This window comes from Vibrio sp. LaRot3, assembly GCF_027587025.1.
In the GTDB taxonomy this organism is placed as follows: domain Bacteria; phylum Pseudomonadota; class Gammaproteobacteria; order Enterobacterales; family Vibrionaceae; genus Vibrio.
Window position 1 is genome coordinate 1050670 of record NZ_JAPPTI010000001.1, and the last position, 18448, is coordinate 1069117.

At 45.4% G+C, this 18448-nt stretch carries 13 protein-coding genes; 3 read left to right on the forward strand and 10 right to left on the reverse strand.

All coding sequences use genetic code 11. The features are described 5' to 3' along the window. Positions 1-5: 5 nt before the first annotated feature. Positions 6-1259 carry a carboxynorspermidine synthase gene (locus OH461_RS04800; protein ID WP_270019472.1) on the reverse strand — a complete coding sequence of 418 codons (1254 nt, stop codon included), beginning with the start codon at positions 1257-1259 and terminating at the stop codon, positions 6-8. A gap of 13 nt (positions 1260-1272) precedes the next feature. Continuing rightward, on the reverse strand, positions 1273-4158 hold the full coding sequence (locus OH461_RS04805; protein ID WP_270019473.1) for a pyridoxal phosphate-dependent class III aminotransferase: 2886 nt from the start codon (positions 4156-4158) through the stop codon (positions 1273-1275). A 746-nt stretch (positions 4159-4904) separates the two neighbouring features. On the opposite strand from OH461_RS04805, the gene OH461_RS04810 reads away from it, so the two are divergent. Further along, positions 4905-6218, forward strand: a complete 1314-nt coding sequence (locus tag OH461_RS04810) for a TolC family outer membrane protein (protein WP_270019474.1) — start codon at positions 4905-4907, stop codon at positions 6216-6218. Positions 6219-6220: 2 nt separating this feature from the next. Next, on the forward strand, positions 6221-6844 hold the full coding sequence (locus OH461_RS04815; RefSeq protein ID WP_443088436.1) for an OmpA family protein: 624 nt from the start codon (positions 6221-6223) through the stop codon (positions 6842-6844). A gap of 55 nt (positions 6845-6899) precedes the next feature. Here the strand turns inward: OH461_RS04815 and nhaA are convergent, their stop codons facing one another. The 5 genes from nhaA to OH461_RS04840 all read right to left on the reverse strand — a co-directional run bounded on the left by nhaA (position 6900) and on the right by OH461_RS04840 (position 14082). Then, positions 6900-8045, reverse strand: a complete 1146-nt coding sequence (gene nhaA / locus OH461_RS04820; protein WP_270019475.1) for a Na+/H+ antiporter NhaA — start codon at positions 8043-8045, stop codon at positions 6900-6902. A 310-nt stretch (positions 8046-8355) separates the two neighbouring features. After that, positions 8356-9477, reverse strand: a complete 1122-nt coding sequence (locus tag OH461_RS04825; RefSeq protein WP_443088437.1) for a lipocalin-like domain-containing protein — start codon at positions 9475-9477, stop codon at positions 8356-8358. Then, entirely contained in the window at positions 9478-11931 is a 2454-nt protein-coding gene (locus OH461_RS04830) for an ABC transporter permease (protein ID WP_270019476.1), read from the reverse strand. It lies immediately after the preceding gene. Further along, positions 11912-12583: an ABC transporter ATP-binding protein gene (locus OH461_RS04835; RefSeq protein WP_270019477.1), complete on the reverse strand. Its 672-nt coding sequence runs from the start codon at positions 12581-12583 to the stop codon at positions 11912-11914. Before OH461_RS04835 ends, OH461_RS04830 begins: the two co-directional genes overlap by 20 nt. Positions 12584-12705: 122 nt before the next feature. Then, complete coding sequence (locus OH461_RS04840) at positions 12706-14082, reverse strand: MATE family efflux transporter (protein WP_270019478.1); 1377 nt, start codon at positions 14080-14082, stop codon at positions 12706-12708. Positions 14083-14181: 99 nt separating this feature from the next. On the opposite strand from OH461_RS04840, the gene OH461_RS04845 reads away from it, so the two are divergent. Beyond that, positions 14182-15624, forward strand: coding sequence for a DUF2867 domain-containing protein (locus OH461_RS04845; protein ID WP_270019479.1), 1443 nt, complete (start codon positions 14182-14184; stop codon positions 15622-15624). A 41-nt stretch (positions 15625-15665) separates the two neighbouring features. Here the strand turns inward: OH461_RS04845 and OH461_RS04850 are convergent, their stop codons facing one another. From OH461_RS04850 to rsuA, 3 genes are all read right to left on the reverse strand, one after another. Next, a complete protein-coding gene (locus tag OH461_RS04850) occupies positions 15666-16325 on the reverse strand; it encodes a DUF2913 family protein (RefSeq protein WP_270019480.1) in 660 nt (219 codons plus the stop codon). Next, entirely contained in the window at positions 16325-17530 is a 1206-nt protein-coding gene (locus OH461_RS04855) for a Bcr/CflA family multidrug efflux MFS transporter (protein WP_270019481.1), read from the reverse strand. Before OH461_RS04855 ends, OH461_RS04850 begins: the two co-directional genes overlap by 1 nt. A 187-nt stretch (positions 17531-17717) precedes the next feature. Then, positions 17718-18413: a 16S rRNA pseudouridine(516) synthase RsuA gene (gene rsuA, locus OH461_RS04860; protein WP_270019482.1), complete on the reverse strand. Its 696-nt coding sequence runs from the start codon at positions 18411-18413 to the stop codon at positions 17718-17720. Between the last annotated feature and the right edge of the window lie 35 nt (positions 18414-18448).

The following is an 18448-nucleotide window of genomic DNA, read 5'->3' on the forward strand; positions in this document are numbered from 1 at the left end:
GGTTCTTATTTTTCCAGCTCGTGAATAACTGGAAGACCTTGACCTGCTTCTAGCTCTTGAACATGCCAATCTAGACCGATTTCAGGCATTGTCGCTAGGAATGGGTCTGGGTTTAGCTGTTCCATGTTGAACACGCCTTTATCCGCCCATTCACCACGGAAGAACTGAAGTGCCGCCGTGATTGCAGGAACGCCTGTTGTGTAAGAGATCGCTTGGTGCTCTACATCTTGGTATGCAACTTCGTGGTCGGCGTTATTGTAGATGAATACGCTGCGCTCTTTACCGTCTTTCTTACCTTGTACCCAAGTACCGATACACGTTAGGCCCGTGTAACCCGGAGCAAGTGATGTTGGGTCTGGAAGTAGAGCTTTCAAAACATGAAGAGGCTGAACCACGGTGCCATCGTGCAATGTTAGCGGGTCTGGGCTTAGTAGACCAATATCACGCATACAGTTGAAGTAGTTCAGGTACTTGTCACCAAAGCCCATCCAAAACTCAATACGTTTCGCTGGGATGAACTCTTTCATTGAGCGAACTTCATCGTGCGCCATTGAGTAAACTTTGTGTGTACCACAGTTAGGGAAATCGAACTCAAGCATACGAGAGTGACAAGGCACTTGTTTCCACTCTTCATTTTCCCAGTAGAAAGAATCGCCTTGGATCTCAAGCATGTTTGTCTCAGGATCGAAGTTAGTTGCGAACTTCTTACCGTGATCGCCTGCGTTAACATCCATAACATCGATGGTATCGATTTCATCGAATAGGTGCTTCACTGCGTAAGCGGCAAATACTGAAACCACACCAGGATCGAAACCCGCACCAAGAATACCAGTGATACCTGCTTCCGCGAACTTCTCACGGTAGCCCCACTGCCAATCATAAGCTTCTGGCACTTGTTGACCTTCAGAACATAGGTCAACCGCTACGGATGTATCTAGGTAAGAAACTTTTGCTTGGTAACACGCTTCCATGATGGTGATGTTTACCCAAGGAGGGCCTGCATTGATAACAAGATCAGGCTGAACTTCTTTGATAAGCGCAACAAGTGCATCAACATCGTCTGCGTTAACTGCGCGCGCTTCAAGCTTCTTAGTTGAATCCTTTAGGTTGTTTTTACCTTTGATTGATTCGATGATCTTTTCACATTTCGCAACAGTGCGAGATGCGATAGTAATGTCACCCAGAACGTCATTGTTTTGAGCTGCTTTGTGTGCAACTACCCAGCCAACGCCGCCTGCACCAATCTGTAGAATAGCCATAGTTTCGTTACCTTTATTCTGCTAGCTCAAGTGCTAGAGTATTGATTTTACTTAGTAAAGATTCAAAATCTGAAATCTTCAAACACGGGTTTAAGATAGTAAATTTAAGTGCTGACTTCTCATCTACTACCGTTTCTCCAAGTACTGCAATTCCGCGTGTTAACGCCTGCAATCTCAGAGTTTTATTCAAGGTGTCTAGATCCGTGACAGTAGCGTTGTTGGCGCGGAACAATACCGTCGACAGTGACGGCTCAGCCAACAGTTCAAAACCTTCATGGTTTCGAATTAGATTTGCGACTTGCTGAGTCTGTTCAATCAAATGATCGACCATCCCCCCAAGAGCGTTTGGTCCCACATTTTGCATCGTCATCAGCACTTTCAGTGCATCAAAACGTTTAGTGGTTGCAATCGACTTATCGACCAAATTCGGTAACTCATCGTGTTCGCGATTTAGATAGTCCGCATGATGAAGTAGATACTTAAAGTTCGATTTGTCTTTTAAAAGCACGGCGCCGCAGCTGATGGTTTGATAAAACAGCTTATGAAAATCGACACTCACTGAATCCGCTAGCTCAATACCGGCTAGTCGATCTTTATGACTGCTTAGAACTAACGCACCACCATATGCACTATCAACATGGAACCACAACCCATTCTGGCGTGCTAAACCAGCAATAGCATTGAGGTCATCTATTGCGCCATGATCGGTCGTACCTGCCGTACCCACAACACAAAACGGAATCATTCCCTCTTGTAGCAGGCTTTGAATTTCTGCCTCAAGTGCGTCGATTTTTATCGTGCCATTTGGGTGAGCGGCAACACAGCATACGCTATATTCACCTAGTCCTAACAGAGAGGCTGACTTTTGCACAGTGAAGTGAGATTTTTTAGAGCATAGAATGCGTAATTTGTTCGCAAACTCAGGAAGCCCTTGTTTTTGAATTGAATGTCCTGCCATTTTGTCGGCAATCCAATCGCGGGCGAGCAGCAATCCCATGAGGTTGCTTTGCGTACCACCACTGGTAAATACGCCATCAGCTTGATCGCCTAAATCAAACTTATCGCACACCCAGTCCACGACTTTCTGTTCAACGTAAGTCGCCGCAGATGCCTGATCCCAAGAGTCCATTGATTGATTAAGCGCCGCTATCATCGACTCAGCAATAATGGACGGCATTAGAGGTGGCGTATGTAAGTGCGCGATACAATCTGGATGTTGAACGAAGATAGAGTTCTTAACCACTAAGTCTGTGGTATCAGCAATCACCTGCTTTAGCTCAGCGTGGCTGTCTAAATCAACGCTCTTAATTGCTTGTTCAAGCCGCTTTGGGTCTAAACCAGAGTATGGTTTCTCGACTTGCTCGAATACCGACTGCATGGCAAAAGTGGTTTGCTGCATCAGCTGTGCGTACTGCTGAGCGCCCGTTTCGCCCGTTTGGATAAAGTGCTGTCGCCAGTTATCTTGACGCTCAGTTGACTCTCGTCGATGACCTCCCGCGGCCAAAATAGCTTGTTCCAATACTCGCAGTGCAAAATCTATTTGCTCAAACGAGATAATCATTGGAGGTAGAAAACGAATCACCGCCCCTTCGCGGCCACCTTTTTCAACCATTAAACCGCGTTCTAACGCTGCTCGCTGAATGGCAAGAGTAAGCTCGCCATCAGCCACTGGCTCACCGAACTTGTTTAGCTCTGTACCGGGCTTACGAATCTCAACACCCAGCATTAACCCTTTACCACGAACCTCAGCAATACAATCAACACGTTGTTGAAGAGCCTCTAGCCCATGACGCAAATACTGGCCAGCAACATTTGCGTGCTCAACTAAGTTATCACGCTCGATGATCTCCAATGCTTTCGCACCTGATACCATCGCTAACTGATTACCACGGAAAGTACCGGTATGCTCACCAGCTAACCACGTATCGATTTGCTTATCGAACACCAAAATCGACATCGGCAAACCGCCACCAATCGCTTTTGATAAGCAAAGAATATCCGGCTGAATGCCCGACTCTTCATAGGCAAAGTGATAACCAGTTTTACCCACACCACATTGAATTTCATCGAAAATCAATAGGATGCCATGTTCATCACAGATACGACGTAACTCGCGTAGCCAGAATGCAGGTGCTGGTATAACACCACCCTCACCTTGCACAGGTTCTACAATCATCGCGGCAGGCTTCATAATGCCCGCTTCATCGTCATTTAATAGACGTTCAATATAACGAATACTGGCTTTCGCACCTTCATCCCCACCAAGGCCGAATGGACAACGTAAATTGTATGGGAAAGGCATGAAATGCACGTCAGACATTAAGCCAGTGCGACGCGCTTTAGTCCCAAGATTCCCCATCATTCCCATCGTGCCATTTGTCATGCCATGGTATGCACCGCGAAAAGCAAACATGGTATTTCGGCCAGTGGTTTGCTTGGCAAGTTTAATCGCCGCTTCTACGGCATCTGCACCCGATGGGCCACAAAATTGAATCGCTGAGTTATGAGCAAACTCTTGAGGAAGAAATGCTTTCACCCGTTTAATAAAGTTGTCTTTCGCTTGGGTGGTAATATCGAGCGTTTGGTAAGGAAGACCACTATCAAGCTGTTCTTTTAACGCTTGGTTTATTTCTGGGTGGTTATAACCCAGCGCAAGCGTACCGGCACCGGCTAAGCAGTCTAAGAAAAGCTGACCGCGCGTATCTTCAACCAAAGCGCCATAAGCTTGCTTAATGGCGATGGGTAAACGCCTTGGATAAGAACGAACTTGTGACTCGTGCTCTTGTTGATCCAATAAAATTTGGTCCAGCGTGAGATCGTAAACACCTTCTACTTTCGGTACTTGAGTAGAAAATGGGGCTGCGATACTTGGCGTATCGACTTCAAAGGCTGTGCTCATATCTATTCCCTTGAAATGTAATTATTCCCTTCGGCATTCAATGGCCGAACGTGAGATACAACAATCCTTTCGCAAATTTTAAATATGCGAAATCAGACCCATCGATAAGATGGATTACATGTCAGAGAGATAGATCAAGGTTCAGTAATGCTGCTGCTCTGAAGAACAGGGCATTTAGGAAGAACAAAGCTGATTAGAGTGTGTTTGTTTAATGATTTCAATGTTGGGTTTCCCATTCACATGTCACGTTAGCGACATTAGTATCCCGTCTATCGATAAAGGCATTATCGATACCTACCCTACGTAACGTTCACTCAGCCCGAATGCTCATTACGCGTCTCCCCCAGAGGCAATTGAATATCACTTCCGAGATTGCGCGCGAAAGTAACACAAACTGACATCATCTAGCAATCATTTTTAATAAATCTATTTATAACCTCGATGGCTTAAGCCTACAGCTCGACACTAAGGATATATAGGATCAGCAACGCGAGAAAAGCGATACAAAATCAGCAGCCTACCCATTTCTTTTTGCAGTGATGATATAAAGCTCATTTTAACAATCTGTTTTTACTTCAAACGTAAGTACTAGCCATTGTCTAGTCCAAAACTTTTAGTCCAAAACTGAGAAAAATTCTCCATTTTTCAAATACTCAACTAACCTTTATATAGCTGAACCAAATATTGCTGACGTATGGAAGCATCTGTCTAATCCTATAGCCAGTACCTCAAAAAAGGAGAGTCCTGTGAGTTGGAATAAGCCATTAATATTGAGTTGCCTAATCGCAGCCAGTTTTAACAGCCATGGTCAAACCCTCGAGCAAGCTGTCGCCATCGCACTCAAAACCAACCCCGAGCTCAAAAGCTCATTCAATGAATATCAGAGTGCTGTCAAACTTAACGATGCGTCAGGTGGTGCATACTTACCGAGCCTAGATTTAGACGCAGGTATAGGATATGAAAGAATCAACCCTGCAGATTCAACCGGACGAGACGATACTGACCTAACTCGAAAGGAAGCCACGTTAAGCCTGACTCAACTGCTTTGGGACGGAAACGCTACCCTCAATGATATGGATCGAACAGCTGCAGAAGCAGAATCCATTCGACTCCAACTGATTGCGGATGCATCAGACATGGCGCTGCGAGTGACTGAAATATACCTTGATGCGGTAAAAGCTGAGGAAGTCCTTGCGCTATCAGAAAGCAACTTAGCCACGCACAAAGATATTTACCGAGATATTAAAAAGCGGGCGGACTCAGGCATTGGCTCTACGGCAGATGTATCTCAAGTTGAAGCGCGTATCGCGAAAGCACATGGTAACTTGCTTGCGGCGCAGAACAACTTAATCGACACCCACACACAATTTATGCGCATTGTCGGTCAAACCCCACTTGGTCTCATTTACCCTCGTGCCGACGAAACTAAATTGCCATTAACGGTCGATGAAGCAATCGATGAAGCATTTGCGAAACATCCAGTAATTCAAGTATCCGTTGCCGATGTTGATGCAGCTCGATTCCAATACGATCAATCAAAAGGTAACTACTACCCAACTTTCTCCATCGAAGCGAGCCAGTCTTGGCGAGATGACGCCGGTGGTGAAGAAGGCTCAAGTGATGAAACTATCGCAATGCTCAGAATGCGCTACAACCTCTATAACGGCGGTAGCGACCAAGACTTAGCAGAACGAGCAGCCTATCAACTAAACAAAGCAAAAGACTTGCGTGACAATGCTTATCGCCAAGTTGAAGAAGGATTGAGACTTTCTTGGAGCGCGTTAGATCTGACGTTACAACAAAAGAACTTCCTCGCGGATCACGTTGACTCTGCCTCTGAAACCGTGATCGCTTACGAGAAGCAATACAAGATTGGTAAGCGTACCTTACTCGATTTGCTCAATACCGAAAATGAGCTGTTCGAAGCGCGTAAAGATTATCTCGATGCTCACTATGCCGAACAATACGCCAAATATCGTGTTATGAATGCCACTGGTAATTTGCTCGATGCCCTATTGGTTGATGTGCCATCTGAGTGGACTCAAAAAGTGGAGTACTGATCATGAAACATGGATTCGCATTATCACTCATCTCCGTTGCGTTAATTGCAGGTTGTAGCAGCCAATCTGCGCCTTATGAAGATGAATACGATTACATAGAAACCCCAAAAGCAGACCAAATAGCCGATTTAATAGATGATGATAGAGATGGCGTGGTCAATGCGCGAGACTTATGCGTAGGTACAATCGAAGGCTCGTTAGTCAACAATGATGGCTGTGGAGAAACCGTAGTCACCGAAGATCTACGACAACTACGTATCCTCTTTGCCAACGACTCTTATGAAATTAACCCCGTGTTTGAAGATCAAATCGCAAGCATGTCGGACTTCTTGAAAAAGTACACCTCAGCCAATATCGAGATTCAAGGCTACGCCAGTAAAGTCGGTAGCCCTGAGTACAATCTTGTGCTGTCTAAAAACCGTGCAATGGCAGTAGAGAAAGAGCTAGTCGCTAACGGAATTGATGATGAACGTGTAACGATTGTCGGCTTTGGTGACACTCAACTTGAAGCCACTGGCAATGATGAAGTCTCCCACGCACGAAATCGTAAAGTTACTGCCACTGTTGTGGGGTTAGATGAAGAAGTGGTTGAAGAATGGAATATCTTCACCGTCATAGAAAAGTAAATCGCTAAAACCAAAAACGCCTCGGAATATCCGAGGCGTTTTATTTAAATTGCGGTTATGACTTCTTAGGTAGTGACGTGTGCAATAAGAAGTAACCTAACACAGCAGCTGTGGTTGAGCCCATCAGGATACCCAATCGAGCGTAGGTATCAAATTCAGCATTCACTGATCCAAATGCCAGTGATGAAATGAAGATCGACATGGTAAAGCCGATACCACACAACACAGACACAGCAAAGATATGCTTAAAGTTAATGCCCTCAGGCAACTTAGCAACACCCATTTTCACTGCAGCCCAGCTAAAGGTAAAGATACCTAGAGGCTTACCAACTAATAGGCCCATCGCAATACCTAGCGGCAACATTGAGGTCAAACCTTCAATCGACACACCTTCTAGTGAAATACCTGCGTTAGCAAAAGCGAACAAAGGTAAGATGAAGAATGCGACGTATGGGTGAAGCGCATGCTCCATGTGTTTCAGCGGCGAGCGTTCGCCTTTATTACCTTTAAGCGGAATAGAGAAACCAATTACCACACCAGCTAGCGTTGCATGCACGCCAGATTTCAGTACCGCTACCCACAAGATCGCACCGACAATCATGTAAGGCAGTAACTTAGTCACATGACGAGAGTTCAATAGGAACAATGACAATGTCATAGCGAAACCAATCGCTAATGCTGTTGTTGATAGGTCACCTGTGTAGAACAGAGCGATGATAACAACAACGCCTAGGTCATCAATGATCGCCAAAGCAAGTAGGAACACTTTCAAGCTAACAGGGACTCGGCTACCCAATAGCGCCATGATACCTAGAGCGAAAGCAATATCGGTAGCGGCAGGAATCGCCCAGCCTTGAATCGCTTCAGGGTCATTAATGTTAAATAGAACGTAAATTAATGCTGGAGCCAACATACCACCTACCGCAGCGATCGCTGGGAAAATAGCGGTTTCCTTTGACTTAAGTGCGCCTTCTAGCAGTTCACGTTTCACTTCCAAACCGATCAACAGGAAGAATACCGCCATCAGGCCGTCGTTGATCCAGTGAGATACAGACATACCAAACACATAGGTGTGCAAGAAAGCTTGGTACATCTCGTTAAGAGGTGAGTTTGCAATGGTCATCGCGATTGCCGCAGCAATCACCAATAGAATTCCCCCTGCCGACTCCATCTTAAAGAAGTCGCGAATAATATCACTCATGATATCGTCCCTTATATTTATAATGTTAATAAACGATTAACAACGAATAGCGAGAGTGTATAGCCTTAGACGAACAAGGAAAAATCGCTTGTTTAGAGGTTTAACCTCGGGATTTCCGATGTATTCGCTCTAATTGTGCGCATATTCCGTAGCCATTTATCCATTATACCGCATAAATCGTGCTAGAAAGTCCAGTGTAACCCAGTATATTAGGGCTACTAGCGATTAGTTTACTCGCATAAAATATAGAAAAAGCGCTCTGTTTTCACAAATAAGAAACAAAGCGCTTATTTAATTAATAGTCGATATATCAATAGCCTGTCAACTGCATGAAGCCAGTGACGTTATGGCTACCTTTCGTTTCGATAGGACCTTCCCAGTATGGGATGATGAAGGGTAACCATAGCTGGTTATTGACCGCACTTATGGTGAGATCGATTTGATATTTAGGAATAACAATTCGCCATTGCAACGGCAACGTTTTGTTGTTTGGCAAGGTCGTTAACTTGAGAGGCTCTAGTTGAATGTCAGACTCTTGCAGTTGCACAACTTTTCCATCATTGGTCGACAGCGTGCCGAAGATGTGAGGCATTTGTTTAAAATGGCGATAACGGTTTACCGATAAGGTTGTTTCATCATCCAGATTCAACACAAACCAATCCCAACCTTTTTGCTTTTCGGCTAAAAGCCCACTTCCCCACTCTTTACTCATCCAAGCAGAACCAAATACTCGGATAGGTGCTTGACCGTCAAGTGAAAGTTCACCAACAACGTCTAAGAATGGCATAGTGACATTATGTGAGGCTATCGGTAACAGGTCATGCTTAGCCACGTAACCTCTATCGCCGGGTAATACAAACGGCCCAGCGGTATTGCTGCGAATATTTAAGCTAAATGTGTCAGTCTCTGTGATCAGTTGCCCGGGAAACGGTGTTTTACCCAACGAGCGCCACATCCAATTATCGATCCAAATCTTAAATGGCGCGGCTATCATCCCGGCTTGGCCGATACCACCACGCGCAATACGCTGCTCTTTCCATACCTTTTTACCACTAGAGATTACGATATTAGAAATAAACAGCTGCGGACTTTGCCAACCCGAACGGTCTCTATCTTGGTTGGCAATACGAAAGTAGCTCCATTGGATGCCATACTTAGTCCCGTTGCGATCGGACACATTGGCAAAAAAATGCCACCAGCCATGCTGGTACTCATTTTGAAAAGAAAAATCGTTAGGAAGAATAACAGGGTTATCCGGTAATACAGGTTCAAACACATTCGCGTTTTTCATCCGTAATACCGTCACCTCACTGTCTGAAGGTAAGACATTGTCTGAACTAAATCGGTCATAGATAAAACCACATAATATCAGCGTCAACACTAATATTGCCGAAGCAAGTTTTACGGTTTGTCCCTTAACCTTTTTAGTCATCTATAACGCGTCCCTTAGCGATTTCATTGGTGTGTTCCTAACCATCCTAATGACAGGAATTGCGCCAGCCACCATCAGTGACAACATAGCGAGCGCGACCGTCTGTAAGTATTCATGAGGAATAAACTGAATTTGAAGCGTCCAACCGAATGACTGCTTAATAACGATATCAACCACCAAATGCGCGAGCATTAAGCCTAACGGCATAGCGACAATGATAGAAATAGCGCCAAATACAAACAGCTGCATACTGCCCATCACAATGAGCTCTCTGCCCGACAAGCCAAAACATCGCAGTAAGGATACATGCCGTTGTCTTGAGACTTCCCCAGCCACCGTTGAGAAGAAAATACCGAATATCGCAATCACAAGGGTAATGTTACCCAGCGTATCTGCAATAGAGAACGTACGATCAAATACCCGCATCGCTTGCTTGTGGATACTACTGTTGTCGTAAATCCTATCTGAGCTTAACCTAAAGACAGATTCCATCCGACGTTTTAAGCCGACTGATGGCACACCATCGTTGAGCACCGCGCCTAGCGCTACATTACCGTTACCTGCATAGGCGTATAACCAGTTACGGTGTGACAATAACACCTGATTGTATGGATTACCGTAATCGTAATACACACCAACAACTTGCCAACCGTCTCCCAACTTGCCATACAGATTGATGTAATCACCCGGGCGAATGTTGAGTTTAATTGCCATCGATTCACTCACCATCACCCCTTTCGAGTGGTGCAAGTGATACCAATAATTCGGCACACCCAGTTTCACGGTAAGCGCATCAAGTTCACCTTCTGATGCTCCGGAACTGACGACTTGTAGGACGCCGTTAGGTGTCGTACTTTCTTTTTCCCAGCGCCACCAGACAGATTTCACTTCTGGCTGCTTACTCAGCCAACTGCTCATGCGAGCCGCTGCACTATTGTTTGGATAGATGTACAGATCCGCCGCCAAACGTTGGCTAAGCCACTTATCGGTCGTATCTCGGAAGCTACCAACCATAGTCTCAACGCCAATGTTGGCAGCCATTGCTAACATAAATGCCATGGTCGCAACGCCGCGGTAACTCATACTCGCAGCCGCATCAGAGAAGAACCAACGCACTTTTACCCAACGCATCGAGTAAGTGAAGCTGATGAATAAGCGCCAGATTAAGAATGGCGTGAACAGAGCGACACTCAATAGCATCAGCGCAATGATCACAAAGCCCGACTCTTGAGATTGAGGCGCTTGGTAAATGGCAATTGCAGCGACACAAAGCGCACAAGCGATCAAAGCTTGAACGGTAAATTCGGTGCCAGTAAAACGTAATAGAGATAAACGCGTTGTCAGACGAATAGGTTGCGAACGAAGTAAACGTACTAATGGCCACGCACAAGCCGAGAATGCACCCAATACCGACATAGCAAGGCTGAATAAACTTGAGCGCCACGACCAATCTATCGATAAACCGACGTTAGCGTCATACAAATCACCTAAGCTCGCAGATACACTTGGAATCAATTGATTGGCGAGCAACATGCCAAGCGCGTTACCACATAACCAACTCACGAGCACCAACACCACAAGCTCTAAACAGAGCGCTTTCGTTAGCTGCCAGCCAGACACACCCGTTTGACGCAATATACCCACTAGAGGCTGACGTTGGGTTAATGAAAGCGACATGGCTTGATAGAAGATAAACAATCCAACCAAAAAGGCCAGCATACCCATTGCGCTCAAGTTCATGTGGAATGCTTGAGTCAGTGATTCTAGCTCAGAGCCAGAGCTACGAAATAGCGTCATACCACTAGGTAAGCTGTCTTTTAGGCGTGCTAACTTATCTTTTGGCATTTCACCACAAGCGATAGCATTGAGCCCTGAGCCACGTTGCAACATACGTAGCAGCGACATGTCGGCAATGATTCGAGTACCATTTAGCATGCCCTGCTTATCCAACACGATAGGGCCAAGTTCGCTACCATCATCCAGTTGAATGTAACCATTGTCTTGCCAACCCATGTGGCCGGCCAAATCACTGCTTACCAAAATAGGATAAGGTGGCTTCATTAGATTTAGTGTAGGTAAATCTTTTAATGTAACGCCCGGTTGCAGTTGCAGCATCGCCACAGGATCAAGGCCAATCAACATAAGGTCTGTGCCTGATGCCGTGCTTAAACGTGCGGTTTTAAATGGCGCGCATTGATTAAAGCCTTCACGACGAAGTTGGATGTAATAACCTTGAGGAATTTGGTTGGTTTCGTGCTTTGGACGGATGCGGTAAGGGAGAGGGTTGGAAAATAGTTTTTCCCCATGCGAATAGCTTTGCAATGCATGTTCATTAATGGCAGTAACACCAACGAGTAGTGATACACCGAGCGTTAAACCAAGCCAGACTAAAAGTATTTGAAAAGGGTAACGTCTGTAGTGACCTAGTAGGGCTTTAGCTACGGGCCATAACATGCAGTTGCCCTCCTTGTAGTCTAATGCGACCTTCCATATGTTGAGCAACTTTTTCACTGTGAGTAACAAGGAATAAAGTGCACTCTAACTGTTTCGTTAACGTTGTGAGTAGGCGCATTACCGCTTCTGCATTACGTTCATCTAAGCTACCCGTAGGCTCATCGGCCAACAGTAGTTTCGGCTCCATGTATAATGCACGAGCAATCGCAGCACGCTGCTGCTGACCACCAGACACTTCTTCAGGGTAACGCCCCAATAATGGCATAAGATCCAAAGCAGACAGAATTTGACGCCATAGGCCCTGATCTTCAGGTAAGCCTTTTAACTGACGGCAAAAACGGATGTTATCGGCAATATTCAAGGTAGGCAGCAAGTTAAACTGCTGAAAAATCAGGCCAATGTTGTTCCGGCGGTAAGCAGTGCGCTTACTCTCTTTACCATCGTGCATGATAAAATCTGAGAACTCAATTTGGCCTGAATCTACAACATCTAAGCCAGCGATAAGGTTTAGCAGTGTACTCTTTCCAGAACCACTTTCGCCCATTAAGGCAATTTGCTCACCTTGTTGCAACGACAATTCAGCACCTTGTAAAACGGGGTGGAACTCACCACCATCTACATAGCCCTTACAAAGGTCTGTTAGCCGTAACATTACTCGCTCACTTAAGAATAAATTAGGAGTGTGAATCTACACTAATTCAGGCTCTGTAGGAAGCGTTTTGACTACCAGATCACAAGAAACGCATTAATTTGCATATAAGCGACATCTTAGATCTAATTTTCAATCAAATTCTTTAGCCATTTCTTGCTATTCATGCGCCAGATTGAGCCGCCCCATTTGATCACTTCTTCGGTCAAAAACAGTAAGTAAACCCACTCTGGCGGCCAGCCAAGAGTAATGGCAGCAAATGCAGCAACAGGAATACCAATCAGCCATTGAGCAATAAGGTCTTGATACAAACAAAACTTCACATCCCCACCCGCGCGAAGAACGCCAACAATGACGGTCATCGGTACTGAGCGTAAGATAATGCCGATGCTCAAAATCACGATGAACTTGTCTGCTAAGCTTCTGGTTTCGGCACTTAACGCACTGAACGAATCCAGTACCAAGCCTTGCACTAAGAACAATAGCAGCGATACGACAACTGCCACTAGTACGCTCAGCAAAGTTACGCCGATTGCTTGGTAAAACGCTTCATCGTATTTCTTCGCCCCGATTTGATTACCAATCAGTACCGCTGCGGCATTCGACATACCAATCAAAAGTGCCAAAGAGATCGATTCCACCGGCGTCATTACCGATAACGCCGCTAAACCTTGCACCCCAGACTGTCCCATGATCGCATGATAAACAAACAATCCACCAGCCCAAGCAAGGAAGTTAAAAGTCGTCGGCATAGAGAGTTTTAAAAATCGAACAACTTTATCCCAAACTAACGTCGCCCCAATATCTTTTAAGCCGAAGGCAAGTAAGTGCTTTTTAAAGTGCAGGTAACCGTACAAGGTTGCGACTTCAATAGCACCACTCAGCACAGTCGCAATCGCTGCGCCTTTGATGCCCATCGGCGGAATACCAAACTTACCGAAGATAAATATCCAGTTAAGAAAAACATTGGATAAAATACCGATACCACTGAAGAAAGTGCTGACACCCGGTTTGTGCATCGCACGTAAACCCACCGCCATACTTGCAACGCAAGCAACCGCTAGCATGGTTACCGATGTAATCACCATGTATTGACTGCCCAACTGAATCACTTCATCCGAGTCCGTCGTTAAACCCATAATCTGCTCTGGGATTAAGATAAAAATCAGTGCAGTCAGTAAACCAAACAAGCTCGCGACAAACCATGTCAACGCGGTACTTTCTCTGACTCCTTGGCGATCACCAGCGCCCCAATATTGCGCTGTTAACATCGCACCACCGGTTGTTACACCCACCAACATGATGGTGGTAACAAACGTTGCACGAGCCGCAACCCCAATGGCGGCGATTTCCGCCTCACCCAATTGGCCTAGCATTAATACATCGACCAAGCCTCGGCTTGAAAACATGATGCTTTGCAGAGTAATCGGTAAGGCAATAGCGATAAGACGACGCAAAAAATCGCCTTTAGTGTGGTCAAAAACTTGTGAAAACAAAGACACTTACAACCTCAAAAGAAAATTGATTGGTACAATTACCAAATCAGCAAGCTATTATAGAATGACGCATAAAAAACAACCACATAAATAGTAGGTGTCCCGATGAAAAGAGTCCTAGTTTTAGGCGCTTCAGGTTATGTTGGCTCTCAATTATTAAATTTACTATGCGACGAGGGCTACCAAGTCACAGCGGCAGCAAGACAAATCGACTACCTCACCGCACGAGCGCTGCCACATGCAAATCTTGAAATCTGCTATTTAGATTTAGCGGATAAACATGCAACGGCTGAACTAATACCACAATTTGATCTGATCTATTTTCTAGTTCATGGCATGGCGCATGGCCATGATTTCGTCGATTATGAAATTGGCCTAGCAGAAAATTTCCGAGATGCATTAAAGAACTCCAAAGTCGAACATGTAGTTTATCTCAGCGCCATCCAACCACAAACAGGCGACTCTCAGCACCTAAAAGCACGCCAAATGACGGGCGAAATCATTCGCCAAGCTAATATACCTGTTACGGAACTACGCGCAGGTGTCATTATCGGCCCGGGCTCCGCCGCATTTGAAATTATGCGTGACTTTGTTTACAACCTACCCGTTTTAGTTACCCCTAAATGGGTTGACTCTAAAGCCAACCCTATCGCGCTACAAAACCTTAACCATTACTTGCTTTGTTTAGCAAAATCGACACCAAACCAGCACCAACTATTCGAAGTTGGCGGGCCTGATACCCTCTGCTATCGAGATCAATTTGAAGTTTTATGTCAGGCCAGTAACCGCCCATATCGATTATGGTCAACCCCACTACTGACACCCACCATGGCATCACATTGGCTTGGCATTGTTACTTCTGTACCTGCCAGTATTGGTAAAGCCTTAATGGCTGGGCTTGAACATGATTTCATTGCCAACAGTGCCGATATCCAATCGAAATTCCCCCAACAGATGATCAGTTTTAAAGAGATGGTGGAGCAAAGTATCGAAAGCGAAGGGGAGTTTGTCAGAAGTAACGTATGGGGCTTTGATCCAACGGCATTCAAACGCTGGCAATCTGGTTATGGCTATTACCCAAAACAAACCGGAGAAAGCCAAATAACCTCCGCATTGGCCAATGAGATTTGGCAAGTCGTTAGCAAAATTGGTAGTAAAGAAGAAGGCTATTTCTTTGCCAATGGCTTATGGCGAACGCGAGAATGGTTAGACATTTTCTTTGGTGGTCAAAAGCCAATTCGCCGCAGACCTGAAGGACCAGAACTCCGAGTTGGGGATTTCATTGACTCGTGGAAAGTCATCCGCTGCGAACGAGAAAAATTTATCTCGCTATTGTTTGGCATGAAAGGCCCCGGTTTAGGGCGATTGGAATTCACCATTCAAGATCATGGCGAACATCGAAGTGTCAATGTCACCGCATGGTGGCACCCGCAAGGGTTCAAAGGATTACTTTACTGGTTTGCCATGATGCCAGCGCACCTGTTCATTTTTAAGGGCATGATTAAAGCGATATGCAATAAAGCAGAAGGAAACAATAACGCTCCTTAAAGGAGCGTTATTCTTAGGTCTATTCAGTGCACTAGCGCAACTTATACCGTATAACTCAGCGGAATCTCAGCGAGCTGGCTGCCCTTATTGCCCGGATAGATGACATACTCACCGTGGTATTTCACGTTAGATTTATAGTCAGTCACCTTGTGCAGCATAAAGCCTGCGTTGGTCGCCATCTCAATAAACTGAGCATGATGACCACGAACAAACCAACTCATCGGTTTTACAAGCGCTTCGCCATCAAAACAGTTGTCACATTGGTCGGCACACAGCGCCAAAGAGTTTTGGCCTTCGGTGTAAATTTGCACTTTACCTGCGCCGACAATTGGCTCCGATGTTGAGACGTCCCAGCCCTGCTGTTCCATTTGGTCAAGAAACGCTTCAATATCGCTATCTTTAATCACACGTTCCGCTTCGCCTTCTGGGAAAAATTCACCATAAAACTTAGCGATACGTTGGAAAGTAAACATTAAGTTAGCGTCGTTACCTTTCGAGCGCCCTGTTTTTTGCCAGCGAGTAAGATCGGCAACCACACTACGGTGGCCGCTTTGCGTTTTTAACGCTTTAGTTACCCAACGCACTAAAAAGTGGTTGTTGGCAACCGGTGCATTCACCGCTTTACCTGCTTTATGTAACTCATCAAGCTCTGCTAGAGCACTGTTTACTAACTTTTGAATTTCTACTGTGTATTCAGACATTAAGCCTTTCTTCCAAATATCCAATAAAATGCGGCAGACAATAAAGAACATGCCGTCATTACAATAATCATTGGCCAAGCCACACCATTTGGTAGAGCGGCGACAATCGCACCGACGATAGAACCAATACCAAAACGTAACGTGCCCGCTAATGAAGAGGCCGTTCCCGCCATAGTTGGATAGCCACTCAATAGCAGCCCCATCGCATTACTACCTATGGTTGATAGTGTACCAATAAATAAAACTACAAATGGCACGATGCCCCAAAGACCGAGATCCATCGACCACGCAACAAACAAGCCGATGCCAGCTAACAACTGCACCCAGAGGCCAAATTGCAACATGGCATGAGAGCCGACTTTCTTAACCATACGGCCGTTAATGCTGGTCATAATAATCATAGCAATGATGTTTAAACCAAACAGATAACCGAAATGGTCTGGCCTCACGCCGTAGATGTCGATGTAAACAAATGAACCTGCGGTTAAAAAGGCAAACATACCGGAAAACGAAAAAGCACCCGAAAGAATTAAGCCTATTGCAACAGGGTTACGGCATAAACGAACGTAATTGCGCAATGTCGTCGCCAAGCGCAGTGGCTGACGATTTTCCACCTTGAGTGTTTCTGGAATTTTCCATAGCACTAATGCAATCACAACCGCCGCGAAAATCGCTAACACCCAAAAAATCGAACGCCAGCCAAACCATATGGCTAAGTAGCCACCAATCATAGGCGCAACTAACGGTGCAATGGTGATCACCAAGGTGACGAAAGACATGGCACGGGCAAAATCTTCACGATCAAACATATCACGCACGACTGCTTGAATGATGACCGCCGCAGCAGCGCCTGCAAAACCTTGCGCAGTCCGCACCCATGTAAGGGCATCAATACCGTGAGTCGTGGCGCTGACAACAGCAGCCAAGCCAAAGAATAGCACGCCTAAAATAAGCACTGGTCGGCGGCCAAAGCTGTCTGCTAATGGGCCATGAATCAGCTGACCTAATGCAAATCCGGCGGTATAGGCGGTTAAAGTAAATTGAACATCACCTGCCCCGACGCCTAGATCGCGAGCAATGGTCGGCATTGCAGGCAAATACATGTCGATAGCAAGGGGCGTAAGCGCACCAATTGCACCTAAAACGAGAAATAAAAGGAAACTGATCTGCGGTGTATTTTGTTGCGATGTTGAAGTGTTCGACATACGTCTCCTACTCGGTTGCGAATGCGATGCAGCGCTCCTTGCTGCAACCAAACAGATTTCGAGACTAAAGCTCTTCCAGCTTTATTATTGTTTTAATCGAATATAATCGCTGATTCATGCCTAAAACACTAGTTCCCAGTAGGAAGCAAACAATTTCCCAGCGGCGTGATTATTTCTCTAAACGAAGCTATTTCCAGATAGAATCGACTTCTTCTTGAGTCAGGTAACGATATTCACCTAGCTCTAAAGACTCATCCATCTCAATCTCACCAATTCGCTCACGGTGAAGGAATTCAACCTTATTACCAAGCGCAGCGAACATGCGTTTTACTTGATGGTATTTACCTTCATGAATGGTCAACAACACCTCCTTCTCCGCTCGCACTTCAAGTTTCGCAGGTAACGTTAAACCTTCTTCACTCTTCAGCTGAATACCTTGCGTAAACTTCTCTTCATAATCTGGCTGAACAGGGTCTGCCAACCAAACTCGGTAAGTTTTCTCACACTTGTGCTTTGGTGACGTAATACGGTGTGACCACTGGCCATCATCGGTCATCAGAACTAAACCGGTTGTATCGACATCTAAGCGGCCAGCAAAATGCAGCTTATCCATTTTGACTTCATCTAACAGAGTAAACACGGTTGGGTTGCTGCCATCTTCATGTGAACAAACAAAACCCTCTGGTTTATAAAGCATGATGTAACGAGGACCATGAAGCTGCAGTTCACGACCTTGCCATTCAACCACATTGTCTTCGGTCAACTTCGTTGAACCACTCTTCACCATCTCGTCATCGACCGTAACTGTCTTTGATTTTAGGATTTGAGTCGCCTCTCTACGGGTGACACCAAGTACATCACATAAAAATTTATCTAAACGCATGAATACCTCATCTCTCTTAGCTGAGGTATTATAAT

Excerpts from the sequence above, each read along its gene's own strand:
- OH461_RS04805 (WP_270019473.1), bottom strand. The coding sequence starts at position 4,158 with ATGAGCACAGCCTTTGAAGTCGATACGCCAAGTATCGCAGCCCCATTT.
- OH461_RS04850 (WP_270019480.1), bottom strand. The coding sequence starts at position 16,325 with ATGTCTGAATACACAGTAGAAATTCAAAAGTTAGTAAACAGTGCTCTA.
- OH461_RS04845 (WP_270019479.1), top strand. The coding sequence starts at position 14,182 with ATGAAAAGAGTCCTAGTTTTAGGCGCTTCAGGTTATGTTGGCTCTCAA.
- nhaA (WP_270019475.1), bottom strand. The coding sequence starts at position 8,045 with ATGAGTGATATTATTCGCGACTTCTTTAAGATGGAGTCGGCAGGGGGA.
- OH461_RS04835 (WP_270019477.1), bottom strand. The coding sequence starts at position 12,583 with ATGTTACGGCTAACAGACCTTTGTAAGGGCTATGTAGATGGTGGTGAG.
- OH461_RS04825 (WP_443088437.1), bottom strand. The coding sequence starts at position 9,477 with ATGACTAAAAAGGTTAAGGGACAAACCGTAAAACTTGCTTCGGCAATA.
- rsuA (WP_270019482.1), bottom strand. The coding sequence starts at position 18,413 with ATGCGTTTAGATAAATTTTTATGTGATGTACTTGGTGTCACCCGTAGA.
- OH461_RS04830 (WP_270019476.1), bottom strand. The coding sequence starts at position 11,931 with ATGTTATGGCCCGTAGCTAAAGCCCTACTAGGTCACTACAGACGTTAC.
- OH461_RS04800 (WP_270019472.1), bottom strand. The coding sequence starts at position 1,259 with ATGGCTATTCTACAGATTGGTGCAGGCGGCGTTGGCTGGGTAGTTGCA.
- OH461_RS04855 (WP_270019481.1), bottom strand. The coding sequence starts at position 17,530 with ATGTCGAACACTTCAACATCGCAACAAAATACACCGCAGATCAGTTTC.
- OH461_RS04815 (WP_443088436.1), top strand. The coding sequence starts at position 6,221 with ATGAAACATGGATTCGCATTATCACTCATCTCCGTTGCGTTAATTGCA.